This window comes from Salinigranum marinum (assembly GCF_024228675.1).
In the GTDB taxonomy this organism is placed as follows: Archaea; Halobacteriota; Halobacteria; order Halobacteriales; family Haloferacaceae; genus Salinigranum; species Salinigranum marinum.
In genome coordinates, this window is the sequence record NZ_CP100461.1 from 2,524,463 (window position 1) to 2,541,271 (window position 16,809).

At 67.8% G+C, this 16,809-nt stretch carries 14 protein-coding genes and 1 pseudogene; 8 read left to right on the forward strand and 7 right to left on the reverse strand.

The window, feature by feature from the left end:
* Nucleotides 1–294 precede the first annotated feature (294 nt).
* Complete coding sequence (locus NKJ07_RS12515) at nucleotides 295–1,101, forward strand: HAD-IIA family hydrolase (RefSeq protein ID WP_318567154.1); 807 nt, start codon at nucleotides 295–297, stop codon at nucleotides 1,099–1,101.
* Nucleotides 1,102–1,169: 68 nt separating this feature from the next.
* Entirely contained in the window at nucleotides 1,170–2,414 is a 1,245-nt protein-coding gene (gene rbcL / locus NKJ07_RS12520; RefSeq protein ID WP_318567155.1) for a type III ribulose-bisphosphate carboxylase, read from the forward strand.
* Between the two features lie 22 nt (nucleotides 2,415–2,436).
* Here the strand turns inward: rbcL and NKJ07_RS12525 are convergent, their stop codons facing one another.
* Nucleotides 2,437–3,069 carry a DsbA family oxidoreductase gene (locus NKJ07_RS12525; protein ID WP_318567156.1) on the reverse strand — a complete coding sequence of 211 codons (633 nt, stop codon included), beginning with the start codon at nucleotides 3,067–3,069 and terminating at the stop codon, nucleotides 2,437–2,439.
* A gap of 356 nt (nucleotides 3,070–3,425) precedes the next feature.
* Between NKJ07_RS12525 and NKJ07_RS12530 the strand changes: the two genes are divergently transcribed.
* The 3 genes from NKJ07_RS12530 to mutS all read left to right on the forward strand — a co-directional run bounded on the left by NKJ07_RS12530 (nucleotide 3,426) and on the right by mutS (nucleotide 8,338).
* Nucleotides 3,426–3,764, forward strand: coding sequence for a hypothetical protein (locus tag NKJ07_RS12530; protein ID WP_318567157.1), 339 nt, complete (start codon nucleotides 3,426–3,428; stop codon nucleotides 3,762–3,764).
* 296 nt (nucleotides 3,765–4,060) lie between these two features.
* Nucleotides 4,061–5,482 carry a flippase gene (locus NKJ07_RS12535; protein WP_318567158.1) on the forward strand — a complete coding sequence of 474 codons (1,422 nt, stop codon included), beginning with the start codon at nucleotides 4,061–4,063 and terminating at the stop codon, nucleotides 5,480–5,482.
* A 192-nt stretch (nucleotides 5,483–5,674) separates the two neighbouring features.
* Nucleotides 5,675–8,338 carry a DNA mismatch repair protein MutS gene (gene mutS / locus NKJ07_RS12540; RefSeq protein ID WP_318567159.1) on the forward strand — a complete coding sequence of 888 codons (2,664 nt, stop codon included), beginning with the start codon at nucleotides 5,675–5,677 and terminating at the stop codon, nucleotides 8,336–8,338.
* Nucleotides 8,339–8,528: 190 nt separating this feature from the next.
* On the opposite strand, the gene NKJ07_RS12545 is transcribed toward mutS, so the two are convergent.
* Nucleotides 8,529–9,086 carry a hypothetical protein gene (locus NKJ07_RS12545; RefSeq protein ID WP_318570455.1) on the reverse strand — a complete coding sequence of 186 codons (558 nt, stop codon included), beginning with the start codon at nucleotides 9,084–9,086 and terminating at the stop codon, nucleotides 8,529–8,531.
* Nucleotides 9,087–9,199: 113 nt separating this feature from the next.
* On the opposite strand from NKJ07_RS12545, the pseudogene NKJ07_RS12550 reads away from it, so the two are divergent.
* A pseudogene (locus NKJ07_RS12550) lies at nucleotides 9,200–9,646 on the forward strand (MutS-related protein); the annotation flags it as partial.
* Nucleotides 9,647–9,681: 35 nt separating this feature from the next.
* Here NKJ07_RS12550 and NKJ07_RS12555 read toward each other — a convergent pair.
* Nucleotides 9,682–10,005 carry a hypothetical protein gene (locus tag NKJ07_RS12555; RefSeq protein WP_318567160.1) on the reverse strand — a complete coding sequence of 108 codons (324 nt, stop codon included), beginning with the start codon at nucleotides 10,003–10,005 and terminating at the stop codon, nucleotides 9,682–9,684.
* Nucleotides 10,006–10,371: 366 nt separating this feature from the next.
* Between NKJ07_RS12555 and NKJ07_RS12560 the strand changes: the two genes are divergently transcribed.
* Nucleotides 10,372–10,863, forward strand: coding sequence for an NUDIX domain-containing protein (locus tag NKJ07_RS12560; protein WP_318567161.1), 492 nt, complete (start codon nucleotides 10,372–10,374; stop codon nucleotides 10,861–10,863).
* Nucleotides 10,860–13,133 (forward strand): DNA mismatch repair endonuclease MutL, encoded by a 2,274-nt coding sequence (gene mutL, locus NKJ07_RS12565; RefSeq protein ID WP_318567162.1) that lies wholly within the window; start codon nucleotides 10,860–10,862, stop codon nucleotides 13,131–13,133. The genes NKJ07_RS12560 and mutL overlap by 4 nt, the downstream gene beginning before the upstream one ends.
* Nucleotides 13,134–13,150: 17 nt before the next feature.
* On the opposite strand, the gene NKJ07_RS12570 is transcribed toward mutL, so the two are convergent.
* The 4 genes from NKJ07_RS12570 to NKJ07_RS12585 all read right to left on the reverse strand — a co-directional run bounded on the left by NKJ07_RS12570 (nucleotide 13,151) and on the right by NKJ07_RS12585 (nucleotide 16,631).
* Nucleotides 13,151–14,302, reverse strand: a complete 1,152-nt coding sequence (locus NKJ07_RS12570) for a S24/S26 family peptidase (protein ID WP_318567163.1) — start codon at nucleotides 14,300–14,302, stop codon at nucleotides 13,151–13,153.
* Nucleotides 14,303–14,745: 443 nt separating this feature from the next.
* Nucleotides 14,746–15,294: a hypothetical protein gene (locus NKJ07_RS12575; protein WP_318567164.1), complete on the reverse strand. Its 549-nt coding sequence runs from the start codon at nucleotides 15,292–15,294 to the stop codon at nucleotides 14,746–14,748.
* Between the two features lie 68 nt (nucleotides 15,295–15,362).
* Nucleotides 15,363–15,989 (reverse strand): hypothetical protein, encoded by a 627-nt coding sequence (locus NKJ07_RS12580; protein ID WP_318567165.1) that lies wholly within the window; start codon nucleotides 15,987–15,989, stop codon nucleotides 15,363–15,365.
* Between the two features lie 63 nt (nucleotides 15,990–16,052).
* The gene (locus NKJ07_RS12585) at nucleotides 16,053–16,631 is read right to left on the reverse strand and encodes a hypothetical protein (protein ID WP_318567166.1); all 579 of its coding nucleotides are present in this window, start codon (nucleotides 16,629–16,631) and stop codon (nucleotides 16,053–16,055) included.
* Nucleotides 16,632–16,809 lie beyond the last annotated feature (178 nt).

Consider the following 16,809-nt stretch of genomic DNA (forward strand, 5'->3'; position numbering starts at 1 on the left):
GAGCGAACGAACGGCTCGGAGCGACGCAGTCGCTCCGGTGGTGTGGCGTCATCGCCCTGGCGACCGCACCACGCTGCGCCCCTCGGCACGTTTCCGTTCCACCGCGCCGACCGCTCCACGTTGCGTCGCCCGACACGCACGTTTCGTTCCGCCGTAGCGACCGCTTCGCACCGCGCCGCTCGGCGGCGTGAACCGCATCCACCTGCCACCCGGGGTCCCCGACGTTGGGGTCTCGTGATCCCGTGTCCTCGCCAGCCCCCACACCTAATACTTCTCCCCAGCCAACCCGGCCACGTGCACACGAACACGAGGTTCGAGGGGGCGCTGGTCGACATGGATGGCACGCTCTACCGCGGCGACCGGCCGATTCCCGGGGCGCGCGAGGCGATCACGACCCTCCGCGAAGCGGGCGTCGCGGTCCAGTTCCTGACGAACAACGCGACGAACTCTCCCGAAAAGTACGTCGAGAAACTGGCGGGAATGGGCATCGACGCGACGGCCGACGACGTCGTCACCGCCGGCGTCGTCACCGCCGACTACCTCGCCCGCGAACACCGCGACGACCGCGCGTTCGTCGTCGGCGAGGCGGCGCTGTTCGAGGCGCTGGCCGACGCGGGCGTCGCCGTGACCGAGGATCCGGCCGAAACCGACGTGATCGTCCTCTCGCTCGACACCGGCCTCAACTACGACTGCTTCACCCGGGTGCTCCGGGCCACCAGTCCGGAGACGCCCATCGTCGCCACGAACCCCGACCGCACCAAACCCGGCACCGACGGCATCCTCCCGAGCGCGGGGCTGGTCATCGGGGCCGTCGAAGGCATGACCGGGCGCGCGCCCGACACGGTCGCGGGCAAACCCTCCGAGATCGCCGCCCGGTTCGCGCTCGACCGCCTCGGCGTCGACGCCGCCTCGTGTCTCCTCGTCGGGGACCGTCTCGACACGGACATCGAGATGGGCGCGGCGGTCGGCACGACGACGGTCCTCGTCCGGACCGGCGTGACGGACGACGCTGCGCTCGAACGTTCGGCGATCGAACCGGACGTCGTCCTCGACTCGATCGCCGAGATCGAGCGCGTCCTCGACGGGGCGGATGAGCGGTAAGCGGGCGACTCGCGCTCCCGACGAGGACCACCGGTGGCTATTTGCGCCGCCGTGGTGCATAGTATCACATGACAGGCATCGCGTACGAAGACTTCCTCGACACCTCGTACGAGCCGGCGGACACCGACCTCGTCTGCGAGTTTTACCTCGAGCCGGCGGCCGGGATGGACATCGAGGCCGCGGCCTCGCGGGTGGCATCCGAGAGCTCGAACGGGACGTGGGCCGAACTCCAAGTCGACGAGTTCGTCGATCTGAGCGCCACCGCCTGCGGGATCGACGGCAACCGGGTGACCGTCGCCTACCCCGACGCGCTGTTCGAACCGGGCAACATGCCGCAGGTGCTCTCCTGTATCGCCGGCAACATCATGGGGATGAAAGCCGTCGAGCGGATTCGACTGCTCGACTGTCTGTGGCCCGCGCCGCTCGCGACCTCGTTCCCGGGCCCGCAGTTCGGGAGCCGGGTTCGAGACGAACTCTTCGACGCGGGCGACCGCCCGATTCTCGCGACCGTCCCCAAACCGAAAGTGGGTCTCCCGACCGAGGAACACGCCCGCATCGGCTACGAGGCGTGGACGGGCGGGATCGACCTCCTGAAGGACGACGAGAACCTCACCGATCAGTCGTTCAACCCCTTCGACGACCGCCTGACCGCGTCGCTGGCGGAGCGGGACCGTGCCGTCGAGGAGACCGGCGAGCCGAAGTCGTACCTCGTCAACATCACGGACGAGACGGCGGCGATGCTCGAACGGGTGGACAGAGCGGCCGCGGAGGGCTGTGAGTACGTGATGGTCGACGTCGTCACGGCAGGGTGGGGCGCGGTCCAGACCGTCCGCGACGCCTGCGAGGACCACGGCATCGCCATCCACGCCCACCGGGCGATGCACGCCGCGTTCGACCGGATCGAGAACCACGGCGTGTCGATGCGCGTCATCGCCCAGATCGCCCGGCTCTGCGGGGTGGACCAGATCCACACGGGGACCGCCGACCTGGGGAAACTCGAAAACGAGGACACCGTCGGCATCAACGAGTGGCTCTCCTCCGACCTCCACGGTCTCGCCGACGTGCTCCCCGTGGCCTCGGGCGGGCTGCATCCGGGGCTCGTCCCCGAACTGATCGAGCGCGTGGGAACGAACGTCTGCATCCAAGCCGGCGGCGGCATCCACGGCCACCCCGACGGGACACACGCGGGCGCGACGGCGCTCCGACAGGCCGTCGACGCGACCGTCGCCGGCATCGACATAGCGGAGTACGCCGCCGACCGTCCCGAGCTCGCCGCCGCGATCGACCGGTGGGGCACCGAGACGCCGCGGTGACTGCGCGTCGATCGTCGCTCGACTACGTGCCTTCGACCAGCCGTTCGATGTGCTCCGGCGGGACGGCCCCGCGAGCGGCGTAGCCGTCGTACGCGAACGTCGGGACGCCCGTGACCCCCGCCTGCTGTGCCTCGGTGAACCGCGCACGGACCGTCTCGGCGAGCGAGTCGTCGGCGAGCGCCGCGCGGATCTCCTCGCCGTCGACGCCCGCGTCGGTGGCGAGTTCGACGAGCAGGTCCTCTTCGCCGATGTCTCTCCCCTCCTGCCACAGTGCTTCGAAGATCGAGGTATCGAAGTCGAGCCACGTCTCGTACGGGTACTGTTCTTTCACGTAGTAGGAGGCGATCTGGGCGGGCAGGGAGTCGACATCGGTCGCGATCTCGAGCGTCATCTCGACGTCGTACTGCGCTTGGAGGCGACGGACGTTCTGTTTGGCCTGCTCGTAGTAGTCGTCTCCCTTGCCGTCGTCGACCGAGTGGTCGAGACTGCCGTCAGGGTTCCGCTTCCCGCTCCGGAGGTCGAACGGGTGCCAGTCGATCTCGAGGTCGCTTTCGCGCGTGTCTTGATATCGGCCGAGGGACTCGCGACCCAGATAACAGAAGGGGCACACGTAGTCCGAGTAGACGGTGATTCGCTCCGAGTCTGTTTCGTTCACACAAGATATGGGCTGACGGACCGCAAAAGGCCTTCGTGGTCGTGGCTGCGGTACGCTGTCCGAGCGACGCCACCGACTGCGAGCGACGCGAGGTAACGGGAGCCAGCGCCCGTGAGCAGTCCCGGAAAGAAGTGGATGGTATACCAACGTTTAGTATATCTCGAGAGACTTTCCGTTCAATGGATAATTGTTCGATGACTACTCGTCGTCGTGTCATGCGTGCTGTCGGAGTGTGCTCGGGGGTGGGGATAGCCGGTTGTAGTAGCGGTAGTGGTGGCTGTAGCGTCCCGGACAGCGATGCGGCACCAACAGACCTCCTTCCCGAGGGCGGAGGCGAGTTCGGCTCGACGGAGACGATGGAACCCCAGGGCTTCGATTCGCGCAGTGGGGTAGACAGTGCGATCAGAGGGATTTACACTGCCGACACCGGGCAGTTCGCGGTAAACGTCGCACGGTTCGTGTCCGAAGAGCGGGCGAGCGACTACCTCGAAAACGTACTGAGACCGAACGTCCCACAGTACGGCACCGACAGCATCTTCGTCATCCTCCAGACCGGGAACTTTCACTTCTACACCCTGGCAGAGGGTAGTGCCACCGACGAGCGCAAGTTGACCGACTCCGAGAAACTGACCGGCGAGTCACCGGTCCTGACCGAACAGTGTGTGAAAAACGGGAACGTTCTTCGCTCGGACTGACGTCGCGAACCGGAGTTGGTCGGCGTGACCGCCGACCGTGGATCCGAATCGCCGTCTAGTCCTGAACACCGTCGATCGAACGACTCACGCGGATGACCTCCCGAACGCAGCAGACCATCGTCGGTTTCGTGAGTCTGTCTCGTCGAATGCAACGGGTCGGCGACAGAAACGTGGCCCGAATAGACGTCGTACTCTCTGGTGGAGCACGGTTCGAGCGAGGCCGACGGGATCGACGACCCCCCGTGTTCGAGACGATGTTCTTATTTCACCGCCCGGGAATCGCACACCCGTCCCCGATGAGCGTCGCCAGATCGAGTTCGAAGCTCTTCGTCGTGAGCGTGCTGAACTCGGGGATCGGGTTCCTCGCGGTCGCGGTGTTCGCGCGCGAACTCGGCCCGGCGGGCATCGGCGCGTTCTTCCTCTTCCAGGCGCTGTTTCGTGTCCTCGAGTCGGGGATCGACCTCGGGCTGAACACGGCCATCGAAAAGCGGCTCAGCGAGGGGGCCTCGCGGGAGACGGTCCTCGGGAGCGGCATCGCGCTCAAGTTCGTGGGCTTTTGCGGTGTGGCGGCGCTCATCCTGGCGGTCCGGGGGCCGGTGAACGCGTTCGTGGGTGTGCCCGTCGCCGGCCTGCTCGTGGTCACGGTCGGTTCCTCACAGCTGGCGACGATCGCGACGACGACCCTGCGAGGGGAGCTCCGCGTCGGCGAGACCGCCGTGTTGTTCCTCGCGAACCAGGTGGTGTACGTCGCGCTCGGGGCGGTGTTCGTCTTCGGGTTCGGCCTCGGCCCGGTCGGACTCGTCTACGGCGTCGTCGGCGGGAGCCTCGTCTCCTTCCTGTGGGGCGTGAGCAAACTCGACACGCGGCCGGTGCTGCCCTCTGCGGCGTCGGTCCGGTCGCTCCTGTCGTACACGAAGTACAACGTCGTTCCGGCGCTCGGCGTGCAGATACACAACTGGACGGACGTCCTCATCGTTGGGTTCATCCTCACACAGGCGGACGTCGGCGCGTACGAGGTTGCCTGGCGGGTCGCCGCTGTCACCCTGTTGTTCCCCAGCGCGCTCGGCGTCTCGTTGCTCCCCCAGGCCAGCGCGCTCAGCGCTCGGGGCGACCGCGACCGGGTCGGCGACCTCGTCAGCGGCGCGCTCTTCCCGGCGGTGGCGCTCGTGATCCCGGCGGCGTTCGGGACGCTCGTCCTGAGCGAGGAACTCCTCCGTGTCCTGTTCGGTCCCGAGTACGTCACCGCGGGCCTCGCCCTGATCGTCCTCGTGGCGGGGAAGGTGCCCGAGGCGGTCCAGATCGTCGTCGGCCGGGTGCTGCTCGGCATCGACCGCCCGGATCTGGTCGCGCGGGCGACGATCGTCGCGACGGTGCTCAACGTCGGCCTCAACCTCGCGTTCATCCCCCGGTACGGGCTCGTCGGGGCGGCCGTGGCGACGACGCTCGCCTTTACCGTCGGGATGGCGCTTCGGGCGTGGTACCTCCGCGGCGAGGTCACCTACCGGGTGCCGACCGGCGACCTCCTCCGCGTGACCGCCGTCTCGACGGTCATGGTCGGGGTGTTGGTCGTCGCCCGCTCCGCGCTCGGCGTCACGGGCGTCGTGGAGTTGGCCGCGGTGGTCCTACTCGGGATCGGAACGTTCGGGGCGGGCGTCGCGGTCGTGCCGCGCCTCCGGTCGCAGGCGGTCGCGTACGGCCGCGAACTCCGGAGCGGGTGAGCGTGTCGTCGGTGGAGGACGGGTCGGACCGCTCGGTGAACGAGCGACGCGAGTGAGCGAACGCCCCGAGGCGACGCGGTCGCTTCCTCGCCCGCGGTCGGAGCGTCTCCCGGCCTCGATTCACGCGACGTCGTGTGGCTGTCGACCCACAGCGTTTTACCACCCCAGCGCCGGACGTAGTGACGTACACGTATGCCGCAAGGGATCGTCGGCGAGTTTCTCTCGCTCAAGGAGGAGACGGACGCGGATCTGTTGGCGATGCAGTGTGGCGATTTCTACGAGTTCTTCGCCGACGACGCCGAGACCGTCGGTCGGGAGCTGGATCTGAAAGTCTCGAAGAAGTCCTCCCACGGCTCGTCGTACCCGATGGCCGGCGTCCCCTTGGACGACCTCACGCCGTACCTGAAAGCGCTCGTCGAGCGCGGGTACCGAGTGGCCGTCGCCGACCAGTACGAGACGGCGGGGGGCCACGCCCGCGAGGTGACGCGGGTGGTCACGCCCGGCACGATGCTGGAGACCTCCCGCGAGGACGCCCAGTACCTCGCGAGCGTCGTCCGCGAGGGCGACCGCTACGGGCTGGCGTTCGCGGACGTTACTACCGGGCAGTTCCTTGTCACGACGGTCGACGACCCCGACGCCGCCGGCTCGGAGGTGTACCGGCTCGACCCGGTGGAGCTCCTGCCGGGCCCCGACGTCAGGAACGACGACGCCTTCCTCCGGCGCGTCCGCGACCGCGAGGTGAAGCTCACGGCGTTCGAGACGGCGGCGTTCGCCCCCGGCCGGGCGCGACACGCCCTCCGCGAGCAGTTCGGCGACGTCGCGACGAGCGCCGGCCTCGACGACGAGGTCGCGATCCGGGCGGCCGGAGCCGTCCTCGCCTACGTCACGGAGACGAACACCGGCGTGGCCGCATCGATGACGCGCCTGCGGACGTACGAGCCGAGCGACCACCTGACGCTCGACGCCACCACCCAGCGGAACCTCGAACTCACCGAGACGATGCACGGCGACCGAACCGGGTCGCTCGTCGACGTCATCGACCACACGGTGACGAGCGCCGGCGGCCGGCTGCTCAGAGAGTGGGTGACGCGCCCCCGCCGGGACCGCGCCGAGATCGGCCGCCGGTTGGACTGCGTCGAGGCCCTCGCGACCGAGGCGCTGGCCCGCGAACGGCTCCGCGACGCGCTCGACGGCGCGTACGACCTCGAACGGCTGGCGTCGCGGGCCGCCGGCGAGCGTGCCGACGCGTCGGATCTGCTGTCGATCCGCGACACCCTCGCCCTCGTCCCGACGCTCGCGGAAGCGGTCGAGGGGAGCGCGCTCGCGGACTCCCCGCTCGCCGCGGTCGTCGCCCGTCCCGACCGCGACGGCGCGGCCGCCCTGCACGCCGAACTGGACGGGGCACTGGCGGACGATCCGCCGAAGACAGTGACGCAGGGCGGGCTGCTCCGGCGGGGATACGACGACGACCTCGACGACCTCATCGAACGACACACCGCGGTCGAGTCCTGGCTCGACGACCTCGCGGCGAGGGAGAAACGCGAGCACGGCCTCAGCCACGTGACGGTCGATCGGAACCGGACCGACGGCTACTACATCCAGGTCGGGAAGTCGGTCGCCGACGAGGTCCCCGAGGGCTACCGCGAAATCAAGACGCTGAAGAACTCGAAACGGTTCGTCACCGACGAACTCGAGGAGCGAGAACGCGAGATCCTCCGGATCGAGGAGGCCCGCGCGGAGCTCGAATACGAGCTGTTCTGCGACCTGCGCGAGCGGGTCGGCGCGCGTGCGGAACTGTTGCAGGACGTGGGACGGACGCTCGCGGAGGTGGACGCGCTCGCCTCGCTCGCGACGCACGCTGCGGGGAACGACTGGACGCGGCCGACCCTGACCGAGCCGGGCGGGCTCGACATCGAGGCGGGTCGGCACCCGGTCGTCGAGCGGACGACCGAGTTCGTCCCGAACGATCTCTCGATGGGCGCCGACCGGCGCTTTCTGATCGTGACCGGGCCGAACATGTCGGGCAAGTCGACGTACATGCGGCAGGCGGCGCTCATCACCCTCCTGGCACAGATCGGGAGCTTCGTCCCGGCGCGTCGGGCCGAGGTAGGCGTCGTCGACGGGATCTACACGAGAGTTGGCGCGCTCGACGAACTCGCTCAGGGCCGCTCGACGTTCATGGTGGAGATGCAGGAGCTGTCGAACATCCTGCACTCGGCCACGGAGGAGTCGCTGGTCGTCCTCGACGAGGTGGGGAGGGGGACGGCGACGTACGACGGCATCTCCATCGCGTGGGCCGCCACGGAGTATCTGCACCAAGGCGACAATGTACTTGTAGATGGGAGCGGCGGTGGTCCAAAAACGCTGTTCGCAACCCACTACCACGAGCTAACGGAGCTCGGCGAACGCCTCCCGCGGGCTGCAAACGTCCATATGGCCGGCGAGGAGAACGACGGCGAAGTGACGTTCCTGCGGACCGTCGAGGAAGGGCCTGCAGATCGGTCCTACGGGATTTACGTCGCGGAGTTGGCGGGCGTCCCAGAGCCGGTCACGAGACGGGCACGTGAGGTCCTCGAACTGCTGCAACAGGAGAAAGCAATCGACGTGAGAGGTGGATCTAAGGGAACCGAGCAGGTCGTCTTCGACCTCGGAAGCGGGCAGTTCGCGACAGGCGGCGGTTCGGAGGCGGTGATGGAAACAGTGGCGACGGAGGAAGCCGCCAGCGACGGCGGCGGACTCGACCCCGAACTCGAAGCCGTGCTCGACGAGTTACGCGGGATCGACGTCAACGACACCTCGCCGCTGGAGCTCATGGGGAAAGTACAGGAGTGGCAACGGCGGCTCGATACCGAGTAACGTCGTTCGTGTTGCGCGACGAACTGTCGATACGGGCGCGCGCTGACGCGTACAGCGGGAGTACTCGGCGGCGACGGCTATCGGCTGGGTTCCCGAGTCCCAGGGGAACTTGGCACCCCGGGTCTAGCGTCCAGCCGTCTCACAGCCGATGCCGTCACCTCGCTGTTGCTGGGGGACTCGATGGACCGCCCTACTCCTCGGGTCGCCACCGGCCCCCGATCTCCTCGCGTGGATAGTCCTGATACGTACCGTCGAGGAACGTCGTGACGCGCCCGTCCTCTTCGCTGAGCGTGATCACCCAGAGGACTTCCTCACGGATCGATGTCTCCAGCGCGCTCATGTGTTTGGCCCCCATCCACTCGGCGTATTCGAGTTTGTCAAACTTCTCGATGTACTCCCGGCTGGGGCTACGGACTCGGACCATCTGCTCTTGAACCGTCCCGTCCCCAGTCACGACGATCGCGCCGTCCCGGCTGAACGCGACGTCTCGGGCGACCCGCGTGAACGCCTCGGGCGAATCGGTGACGACCTGGCACCGCTCGACCGGCCACCGGTTCCCTCCCATCGGGTCGGTGTACTCGTCGAAACTGATCTCGGCGACGATCAGCAAGTACAGGCTCGGGCCACTCACGTACTGTTCGCCCCACTGGTCGAACCCCATACTCAGCGACTCGGCGCTGTACCTGATCTGATCCATGAGCTCCTGACTGGTCGCATACCTCCCCAAGACGCGGTCGAGTTCCTCCATGCTGGTACACCTCATGATCCGTCTCGTGTCTGTTTAACTACTGTCCCTCACCGAGGCGCCATCGCGTGACTCGTCGGCCAGTTGGCCCCGTCTCGTTCTACCGGGGTTCCGTCGTGGCGAACGTCCACGTCGCTGCCGAAGAACGCGACGGTGACGTGGCCTTCCTCCGGACGGTCGAGGAGGGCGCGACCGACGGCTCCTACGGGATTCACGTCGCCGACCTCGCGGGTGTGCCCGGGCCGGTCGTATCGAGAGCGTCGGAGGTGCTCGACCGCCTCCGCGAGGAGAACTCCATCGAGGCGGAGGGGAGTTCGGGCGAGCAGTCGGAGTCGGTCCAGGCAGTGTTCGACCTCGAGGGTGGCCAGTTCGCGGCAAGCGGTGGACCGGAGACGGCGACCGAGACGGCGACGACGGCGGAAGCCGCCAGCGACGGCGGCGAACTCGACCCCGGAATCGAGTCGGTCCTCGACGAACTGCGTGCGACCAGCGTCAACGACACCTCGCCGCTGGAGCTCATGGGGAAAGTGCAGGAGTGGCAGCGACGACTCGATACCGATTGACGCCGGCCCTCGGGCCGGTGCCCGCAGGGAGCGGCCTACTCGGGGCCGTCGAACTCCGGGAGGTCGTCGGCGTGCTCCCGCAGGAGCGCGAGCAGAGGGCGGATCTCCGCGAACCGAGGCCCCTTCGTCACCTGGTGTGCCTCCCTGTCCCAGGAGACGTATCCGTACGCGTCCAACTTTGGGAGGTGGACGTGCCGCAGGAGCAACTGCTCGCGTTCGAGTGCGCTCCGAGACAGCCCACGGTCGTGGGGCGGGCTGTCCGGTCGCGGGTTCCGTTCCTCGAGAGCGAACAACAGCCGTCGTCGTCGGACGTCGGCCAGCGCGTCGAACTGACGGTCGAGCGTAGAAAAGTCCCCCATCCCCTTCCCCCCGTCTAGCCCCTCACCCCCAGAGTAGTAAATCCATCTACATTTTCCGAGGAAAATAACGTGTGAGGAAGTGAGTGACAAACCGGCGTCGACGGCCGTTACGGACGGTCGCGTCGGGTTCGAGCACCGCGTCGGTCACGCGGTGGCGGAGGGACGTCGGCGGGCACTGGATTGATACGTGTCTACCACATCGGTTGGCCCAATGAGCCGACATCGGCGGCCATCTCGGCCGTCAACACGTCGACTGCGGCCCCGGTCGTCCGCAGTCGTCCCCGACCCGTCTCCGTGGAGTCCCGTTCGACGCGAGCGCGAACCGCCAGCGACTCACACCGGCCGTCGGAGACGGGAGGGACAGTAGTGGGAACGAACATGTGGGCGAAAGTCGTCCAGCGCGGGATCCTCCTCCGGCAGACCGACGAGGTGGTCGAGGCGCTTCTCCTCCGGAATCACGACGGGACGTGGGAACTCCCCGGCGGCAAGGTCGAGTACGGGGAGACGGCGGGCGAAAGCCTCGAACGCGAGGTGCGCGAGGAGACGGGGCTGGTCGTCACGGGTGCCGAACCGGTGGAGACGACCGTCCGCTCGCTCAAGACGAAGAAGAAACGCGGGAAGTTCGGCGTCGTCTACCGGTGTGAGTTCGCGGGCGACACCGTCGAACTCAGCGACGAGCACGTCGACTTCGCGTGGCGGGACCGCGCGGGAGTGGTCGAGACGAACCTCAAGCAGGTCGACGAGTACCGGAGCCTCCTGCGCGTGCTCGGCGCGGGTCGCGAGGGCTCCGAAGCGCCTGGCCTCGCACGTGTCGCGGGAACCCGGGAGTCGACGAACGCGGAGGCGACCGACCGATGAGCGATTCGAGCGGGAGCGAGGGGCCACGGGACGCGCCCACCGACGGCGTCGAACCCGATCCGGACCACGGCATCCGGGCGCTCGACACGGCGACGGTCCAGCGCATCGCCGCCGGGGAGGTGGTGGAGCGGCCGGCCTCGGTCGTGAAAGAACTCGTCGAGAACAGCCTCGACGCCGACGCCTCACGGGTGTCGGTCGCCGTCGAGGGCGACGGCACGAGCGAACTCCGGGTCAGGGACGACGGCGTCGGCATGACCGAGGCGGCGCTCGAAGCCGCGGTCGAAGAGCACACCACGTCGAAGATCAGCGACATCGCGGACCTCGAATCGGGGGTTGGGACGCTCGGCTTCCGGGGCGAGGCGCTCCACACGATCGGGGCCGTCTCCCGGACGACGATCCGGTCGAAACCCCGCGGCGGTGCCCGCGGGACCGAACTCGTCTACGAGGGCGGCGAGGTCAGCGAGATCCGGCCGGCCGGTTGTCCGGAGGGGACCGTCGTCGAGGTGCGTGACCTCTTCTACAACACGCCGGCGCGTCGAAAGTTCCTGAAGACCGAGGCGACCGAGTTCGATCACGTCAACACGGTCGTCACGCAGTACGCGCTCGCCAACCCCGACGTGGCCGTCGCGCTCGAACACGACGACCGCGAGGTGTTCGCCACCGAGGGACGCGGGAGCCTAGAGTCGGCCGTCCTCTCGGTCTATGGGAGAGCAGTCGCCGAGTCGATGATCCGGGTCGACGACGCCGAGGGCGTGGCGGTCGAGGGGCTCGTCTCCGATCCCGAGACGACACGGAGCACCCGAGAGTACCTCTCGACGTTCGTCAACGGGCGGTACGTCACGAGTCCCCTCCTCAGAGAGGCCGTCCTCGACGCCTACGGCGGCCAGCTCGCGCCCGACCGCTACCCCTTTACCGTGCTGTTCGTCTCGGTCGATCCCGAGACGGTCGACGTGAACGTCCACCCCCGGAAGATGGAGGTGCGGTTCGACGACGAGTCGGCGGTCCGTCGGGCGGTCAGCGAGAGCGTCGAGTCGGCCCTCCTCGACCACGGGCTGATCCGCTCGACGGCCCCGCGCGGCCGGTCGAGAGCCGACGAGACGGAGATCAGGCCCGACTCACCCACCGACGAGACGGTCGCCGAACCGGAGCGCCGCGGGGGACGAACGGACGGACGACGAACGAGCCGCGAGAGCCCCGAGGAGGGGAGCGGCGAGCACACGGCGGCCACGGTCGAGGACGAAACGGCGACGGCCGCCGGCGGGAGCGGCGGGGAGCAACCGGGCGGCGTCGTGGACGCCGACCCCGATGGCACGGGCGAGGCAGACCCCGATGGCGCAGGCGATGCGGGAGCGACGCCGACTTCCGAGACGGACGGGAGCCAGCCCGAGGGGTCGACGGCCCGGCGGCCGAGCGAGCGTGGAGACGAACGCCGACCGGAGCCGTCGACGGCGTTGGACCGCCGGAGTGAGGAATGGGGACGCGATCGAGACGCACTCGGAGACGCGGTCGACCGCGTGGTCGCGGACGACGAGGGCCACGCGTCGGCCGCCGGACCGGGGCGTCCGGAGACGAGTGACTCGTCGGGCGTCGTCGGCCCCACGACACAACGGACGCTTGCGGGAGAGGCAGTCGACCGTGACCGGACGTTCGACCGCCTGCCCCGACTGCGGGTCCTCGGCCAGTTACACGAGACGTACGTCGTCGCCGCGACCGAGGAGGGGCTGGTGCTCGTCGACCAGCACGCGGCGGACGAGCGAGTGAACTACGAGCGACTGAAACGGGAACTCGAGGGTGAGACGCCGACACAGGCGCTCGCCGACCCGGTCGAACTCGAACTCACCGCGCGGGAGGCGGCGCTGTTCGACGACTACCGCGAGGCGCTCGCGCAGGTCGGCTTTCACGCCGGCCGCGTCGACGACCGCCGTGTCGAGGTGCGGACGGTCCCGGCGGTGTTCGACGCGACGCTCGACCCCGAGGGACTCCGTGACGCGCTGTCGGGCTTCGTGGCCGACGAGCACGACGGCGGCCGCGAGACGATCGACGCCGCGGCCGAGGAACTCGTCGCCGACCTCGCCTGTTACCCGTCGGTGACCGGGAACACCTCGCTCACCGAGGGGCGCGTCGTCGACCTGCTGGAGGCGCTCGACGCGTGTGACAACCCCTACGCCTGCCCGCACGGCCGGCCGACGATCGTCCGGATCGACCGCGAGGAGATCGAAGACCGGTTCGAGCGGGACTATCCGGGTCACGCGGGGCGGCGCGAGGAGTAGACCGGACGGCGCTCCCGCTACAGGAACCGGTTCAGAAGCCGGCCGCTCGACCCCGCCGTCTCACGCGACCGTCTCCGAACGCGTCCGTTGCCGACGAGCGCGACGCCGAGCAGGTAAAAGGAGCCACCGAGGAGCGCGTCGATGGCGACGATCGGGAGCCAGGGATGGACGCCGTACAGGGACGCGATCGTCGGCTGGGGGAGCACGGCGAGGTAGCGGTGCTCGACGAGGAACCGTCGGTAGTAGCCGGTCTCGGGGGGCGCAGACAGCGTGACCGTGGCGTTCACCCGGTCGCGTCCCGCGACACGGAACTCCCGCGGTGAGACGTCGATTCCCTCCGAAGCGGGGTCGAGGAAGACGACGACCGGGACGAACCCGCCGTTGGGCACGACGTACGTCGCGTTCTCCGTCGAGTCCCGTTCGATGACCCCCGGGCCGGGCGAGTCGACCGACGAACTCACCACGTCGAACGCGAACGGACCTGCGGGAACGACCATCGCGGCCGTCGCGATGAGGATGACGACCGCCGCCATCGCGCCGACGACGAGCCGTGTGCTGGTGCCGGCGTCACGCGACCGGTCGCGCGACCGGCGCTCGCCCCGGGCCGGCTCGCGGAGGGAGTCGACCGCGTAGGCGACGAGCGAGAGGGCGAACAGGAGGTACGCAAAGCCCTGCGCACCGAGAACCGCGTCGGTCCCGAGCAGCGCGGCGAGGCGGCGCTGGACGGTTTCGACGGCCGCCTGCATCCCCTCGACGACCGTCCCGACGTTCGGAACGACGACGACGCTTCCGCCGACCTGGACCGCTTTCGCCACGAGCTGTGGCTCCTGGACCGGTGGCTCGTCGGCCGCCTGATCCGTCGAGGGGTTGGCGTCGCCCTGCGTGAGGTAGCCGTCGGGGGTTTCACCGACGACGCGGTGAGTCGTGAGCCCGCCGCCGCCGACGCGCTCGGCTCGGAAGACGACGACGTCGCCCTCCTCGACGGGGCCCGAGAGCTCCATCGGCACCGCGACGAAGCCGTCGCCGGGGTCAAGCGTCGGCTGCATGCTTCCCGTGGTGACGTAGCTCAGGAGGATCGGCTGGCCGAGGAGTTGGCCGGCGATGAGAGCGGCGACGGCGATGAGCGCGAGGAGTTCGACTAGCTGAACAGCACGTGTGCGCGCGCTCATGTGAGTCCGGAGTCAGACGGCGGTCCGGTGCCGATCTCTCTCTGCTTGGCGTGATGTCCCGTCGGTACCAATTCGTCCACACCTCCGAGCCTCACCGTTTATTTCTTCGCCGCCGCCTCTCGCTTTTGAAAATCACCGTCGGCTCGTGAGAGCGGCGAGAGCAGGAGACACCGGGCCGAAGCGTAGGATACTCATCCGGTGGATCCATCGACGACGAGTAGCCACCTCGCGTTCTCTGCGCTATCGCCCACAGCGGAGGTTCGAGTCGAAACGGTGCCCGTGTGATTCGATTCGGTCGTCGTCGGACCGTTCGTGGGAAAGGGATCAATGGCCTACCCGGCCCGTCACCCGTATCCATCATCTTCTCGAAACCGGTGATAGACCTCCGGGGCATCCGTTCGACGGCCACGCGATCCGCACTCGACTAGTGAGTCGTGACGTAGTCAGTCGCTACTGACCGTCAGCGTCCCCGAGAGGTCGTCTGTGGTCACCCCGTCGGTGCTGTCGACGATGATCTGGACGTTGATCACCTTCCCCGGAGGCAGTTCGTACGTCGCGGTGCCGGTCTGGCCGTTACTCGCCTTGCCGCCGCCGACCTGGATCACCTTCGTGTTCTTCTGGTTCGGGAACTTGTTCTGGTTCATCCGGAACTGCAGTGTCGAGCCGGTGCTCTGTCCGGCCGTGTCGGCCTCGTAGCTGATCGACACGGTTCGAGTGACCGTGTCGTGGTTGTGGATCTCGAAGGCCGGGTCCTGATGGGGCTGCCCCTCGCCCACCCGGTACACCGAGTCGACGTTGGTGCCGCCGGCGTTCCCGTCCGCGGTGAAGTCGATCAGGAGTTCACCGTTCTCCTCGCGGACGACGGCACCGTCGGTCGTATCGACCAGACCGAGCAGACCGTTCGCGTCGTTGACCACGTTGACGTTCGCGTCGCGATCCATCGTCGAGCTGATCGAAGCGCCCGTGCCGAGCGCCGCGCCCGAGCCAGCCACCAGTGCACCGAGTCCGATTACGAATTTGCGTCGTTTGACCATCGTTGAAATTAACGTGGGTAATATCGTTATTCGCTGCTGACGGTCAGGGTACCCGAGAGGTCCTCGGACGTGGAGCCGTCGGTGACGGTACCGAAGCCGGGGTTCCCGTCGCCGGTGTCGACCTGGAACGATACGCCGACCTTCTCGCCCGAGTCGAGCGTGACGGTCGCCGTGTTGTCCCGCCCGGCCACGTTCGGGATCAGAATCTCGTCCGTCACGTCGTTGCTGGCGTCGTCGTCCTCGTCCTGGAGCTGGAAGTAGATCTGTGAGCCGTTGAGGTTGCCGGTGACTGTGTACGTGAGCGTCACGTCGCGCGACACCGTGTCGTTGTTGACGACGTAGAACGCCGCGTCGTCGTACGGGTCGTCCCAGCCACCGTACGTTTCGTCCTGCAGCGCATCGACTTCACCCGGCGGGAAATGGCTGAACTGCCCGACCTGATATCTGGAACCGACGTTGACACCGTCGGCGTTGCCGCCCGCGGTGAAGTCGATCAGCAGTTCGCCGTTCTGTTCGCGGACGACATCGCTCTGTGTGTCGCTGACGATCGCGAGCAGCCCGTTGCTGTCGTTGACCACGTTGACGTTCGCGTCGCGATCCATCGTCGAGCTGATCGAAGCGCCCGTGCCGAGCGCCGCGCCTGAGCCAGCCACCAGTGCACCGAGTCCGATTACGAATTTGCGTCGTTTGACCATTGGTAGAGAGAGTTGAATGGATCAGTTGCTGCTGATCGTCAGCGTCCCGCCCAGATCCTCTTGCTTGGTCGCTCCGCTCCCGGTCGTGTCCACGAGGATGGAGAAGCCGATCGCGCCGGCGGATTGGAGCCGGTCGTCGCGGTTCCCCCCGGCAGCGCCGGTCGTGAACGTCGCAGACGGGTTCGTCGAGCCGCTCTCGACGACGAGGTTCTTCGTCGGCTCGCCGTTCCCGACGAGGTTGTTCGGGGCCGGGCGTGCCTGAATGATCATCTTCGAGCCGTTCGAGTTCAGCGAACCCGTGTGCTGGTATTCGACTGTGACACTGCGCGGAACCGTGTCGTTGTTGACGACCTGGAACGCGGGGTTCACGGTCGGGCTGTTCCCGTCCGTGTTCATCGGAGCGCCCACGTCGAAGAGCGAGCCGATCTGGTACTGGGAGTTCACGTTGACACCGTCAGCGTTGCCGTTGGCGGTGAAATCGATCGTGAACTCACCGTCGCCCGTCTCTCGGAGGACGTCGCTCTCGACGTCCTCGGAGACGACGATCGCGAGCAGCCCGTTGCTGTCGTTGACCACGTTGACGTTCGCGTCACGATCCATCGTCGAGCTGACCGAAGCGCCCGTTCCGAGGGCAGCACCCGAGCCAGCCACCAGTGCACCGAGTCCGATTACGAATTTGCGTCGTTTGACCATGTTGGAGTTCACCGTTGTTGTCCGCGCGCCCCGGACGCCCGCTCGGGCCGTCCCGAGCCGTCGTCCACCGGACGCGCTTACCCAA

Bases quoted from the DNA above. Each gene is read 5' to 3' on its own strand.
- rbcL (WP_318567155.1), top strand. From the start codon at position 1,170: ATGACAGGCATCGCGTACGAAGACTTCCTCGACACCTCGTACGAGCCG.
- NKJ07_RS12530 (WP_318567157.1), top strand. From the start codon at position 3,426: ATGGAACCCCAGGGCTTCGATTCGCGCAGTGGGGTAGACAGTGCGATC.
- NKJ07_RS12535 (WP_318567158.1), top strand. From the start codon at position 4,061: ATGAGCGTCGCCAGATCGAGTTCGAAGCTCTTCGTCGTGAGCGTGCTG.
- mutS (WP_318567159.1), top strand. From the start codon at position 5,675: ATGCCGCAAGGGATCGTCGGCGAGTTTCTCTCGCTCAAGGAGGAGACG.
- NKJ07_RS12545 (WP_318570455.1), bottom strand. From the start codon at position 9,086: ATGGAGGAACTCGACCGCGTCTTGGGGAGGTATGCGACCAGTCAGGAG.
- NKJ07_RS12555 (WP_318567160.1), bottom strand. From the start codon at position 10,005: ATGGGGGACTTTTCTACGCTCGACCGTCAGTTCGACGCGCTGGCCGAC.
- mutL (WP_318567162.1), top strand. From the start codon at position 10,860: ATGAGCGATTCGAGCGGGAGCGAGGGGCCACGGGACGCGCCCACCGAC.
- NKJ07_RS12570 (WP_318567163.1), bottom strand. From the start codon at position 14,302: ATGAGCGCGCGCACACGTGCTGTTCAGCTAGTCGAACTCCTCGCGCTC.
- NKJ07_RS12585 (WP_318567166.1), bottom strand. From the start codon at position 16,631: ATGGATCGTGACGCGAACGTCAACGTGGTCAACGACAGCAACGGGCTG.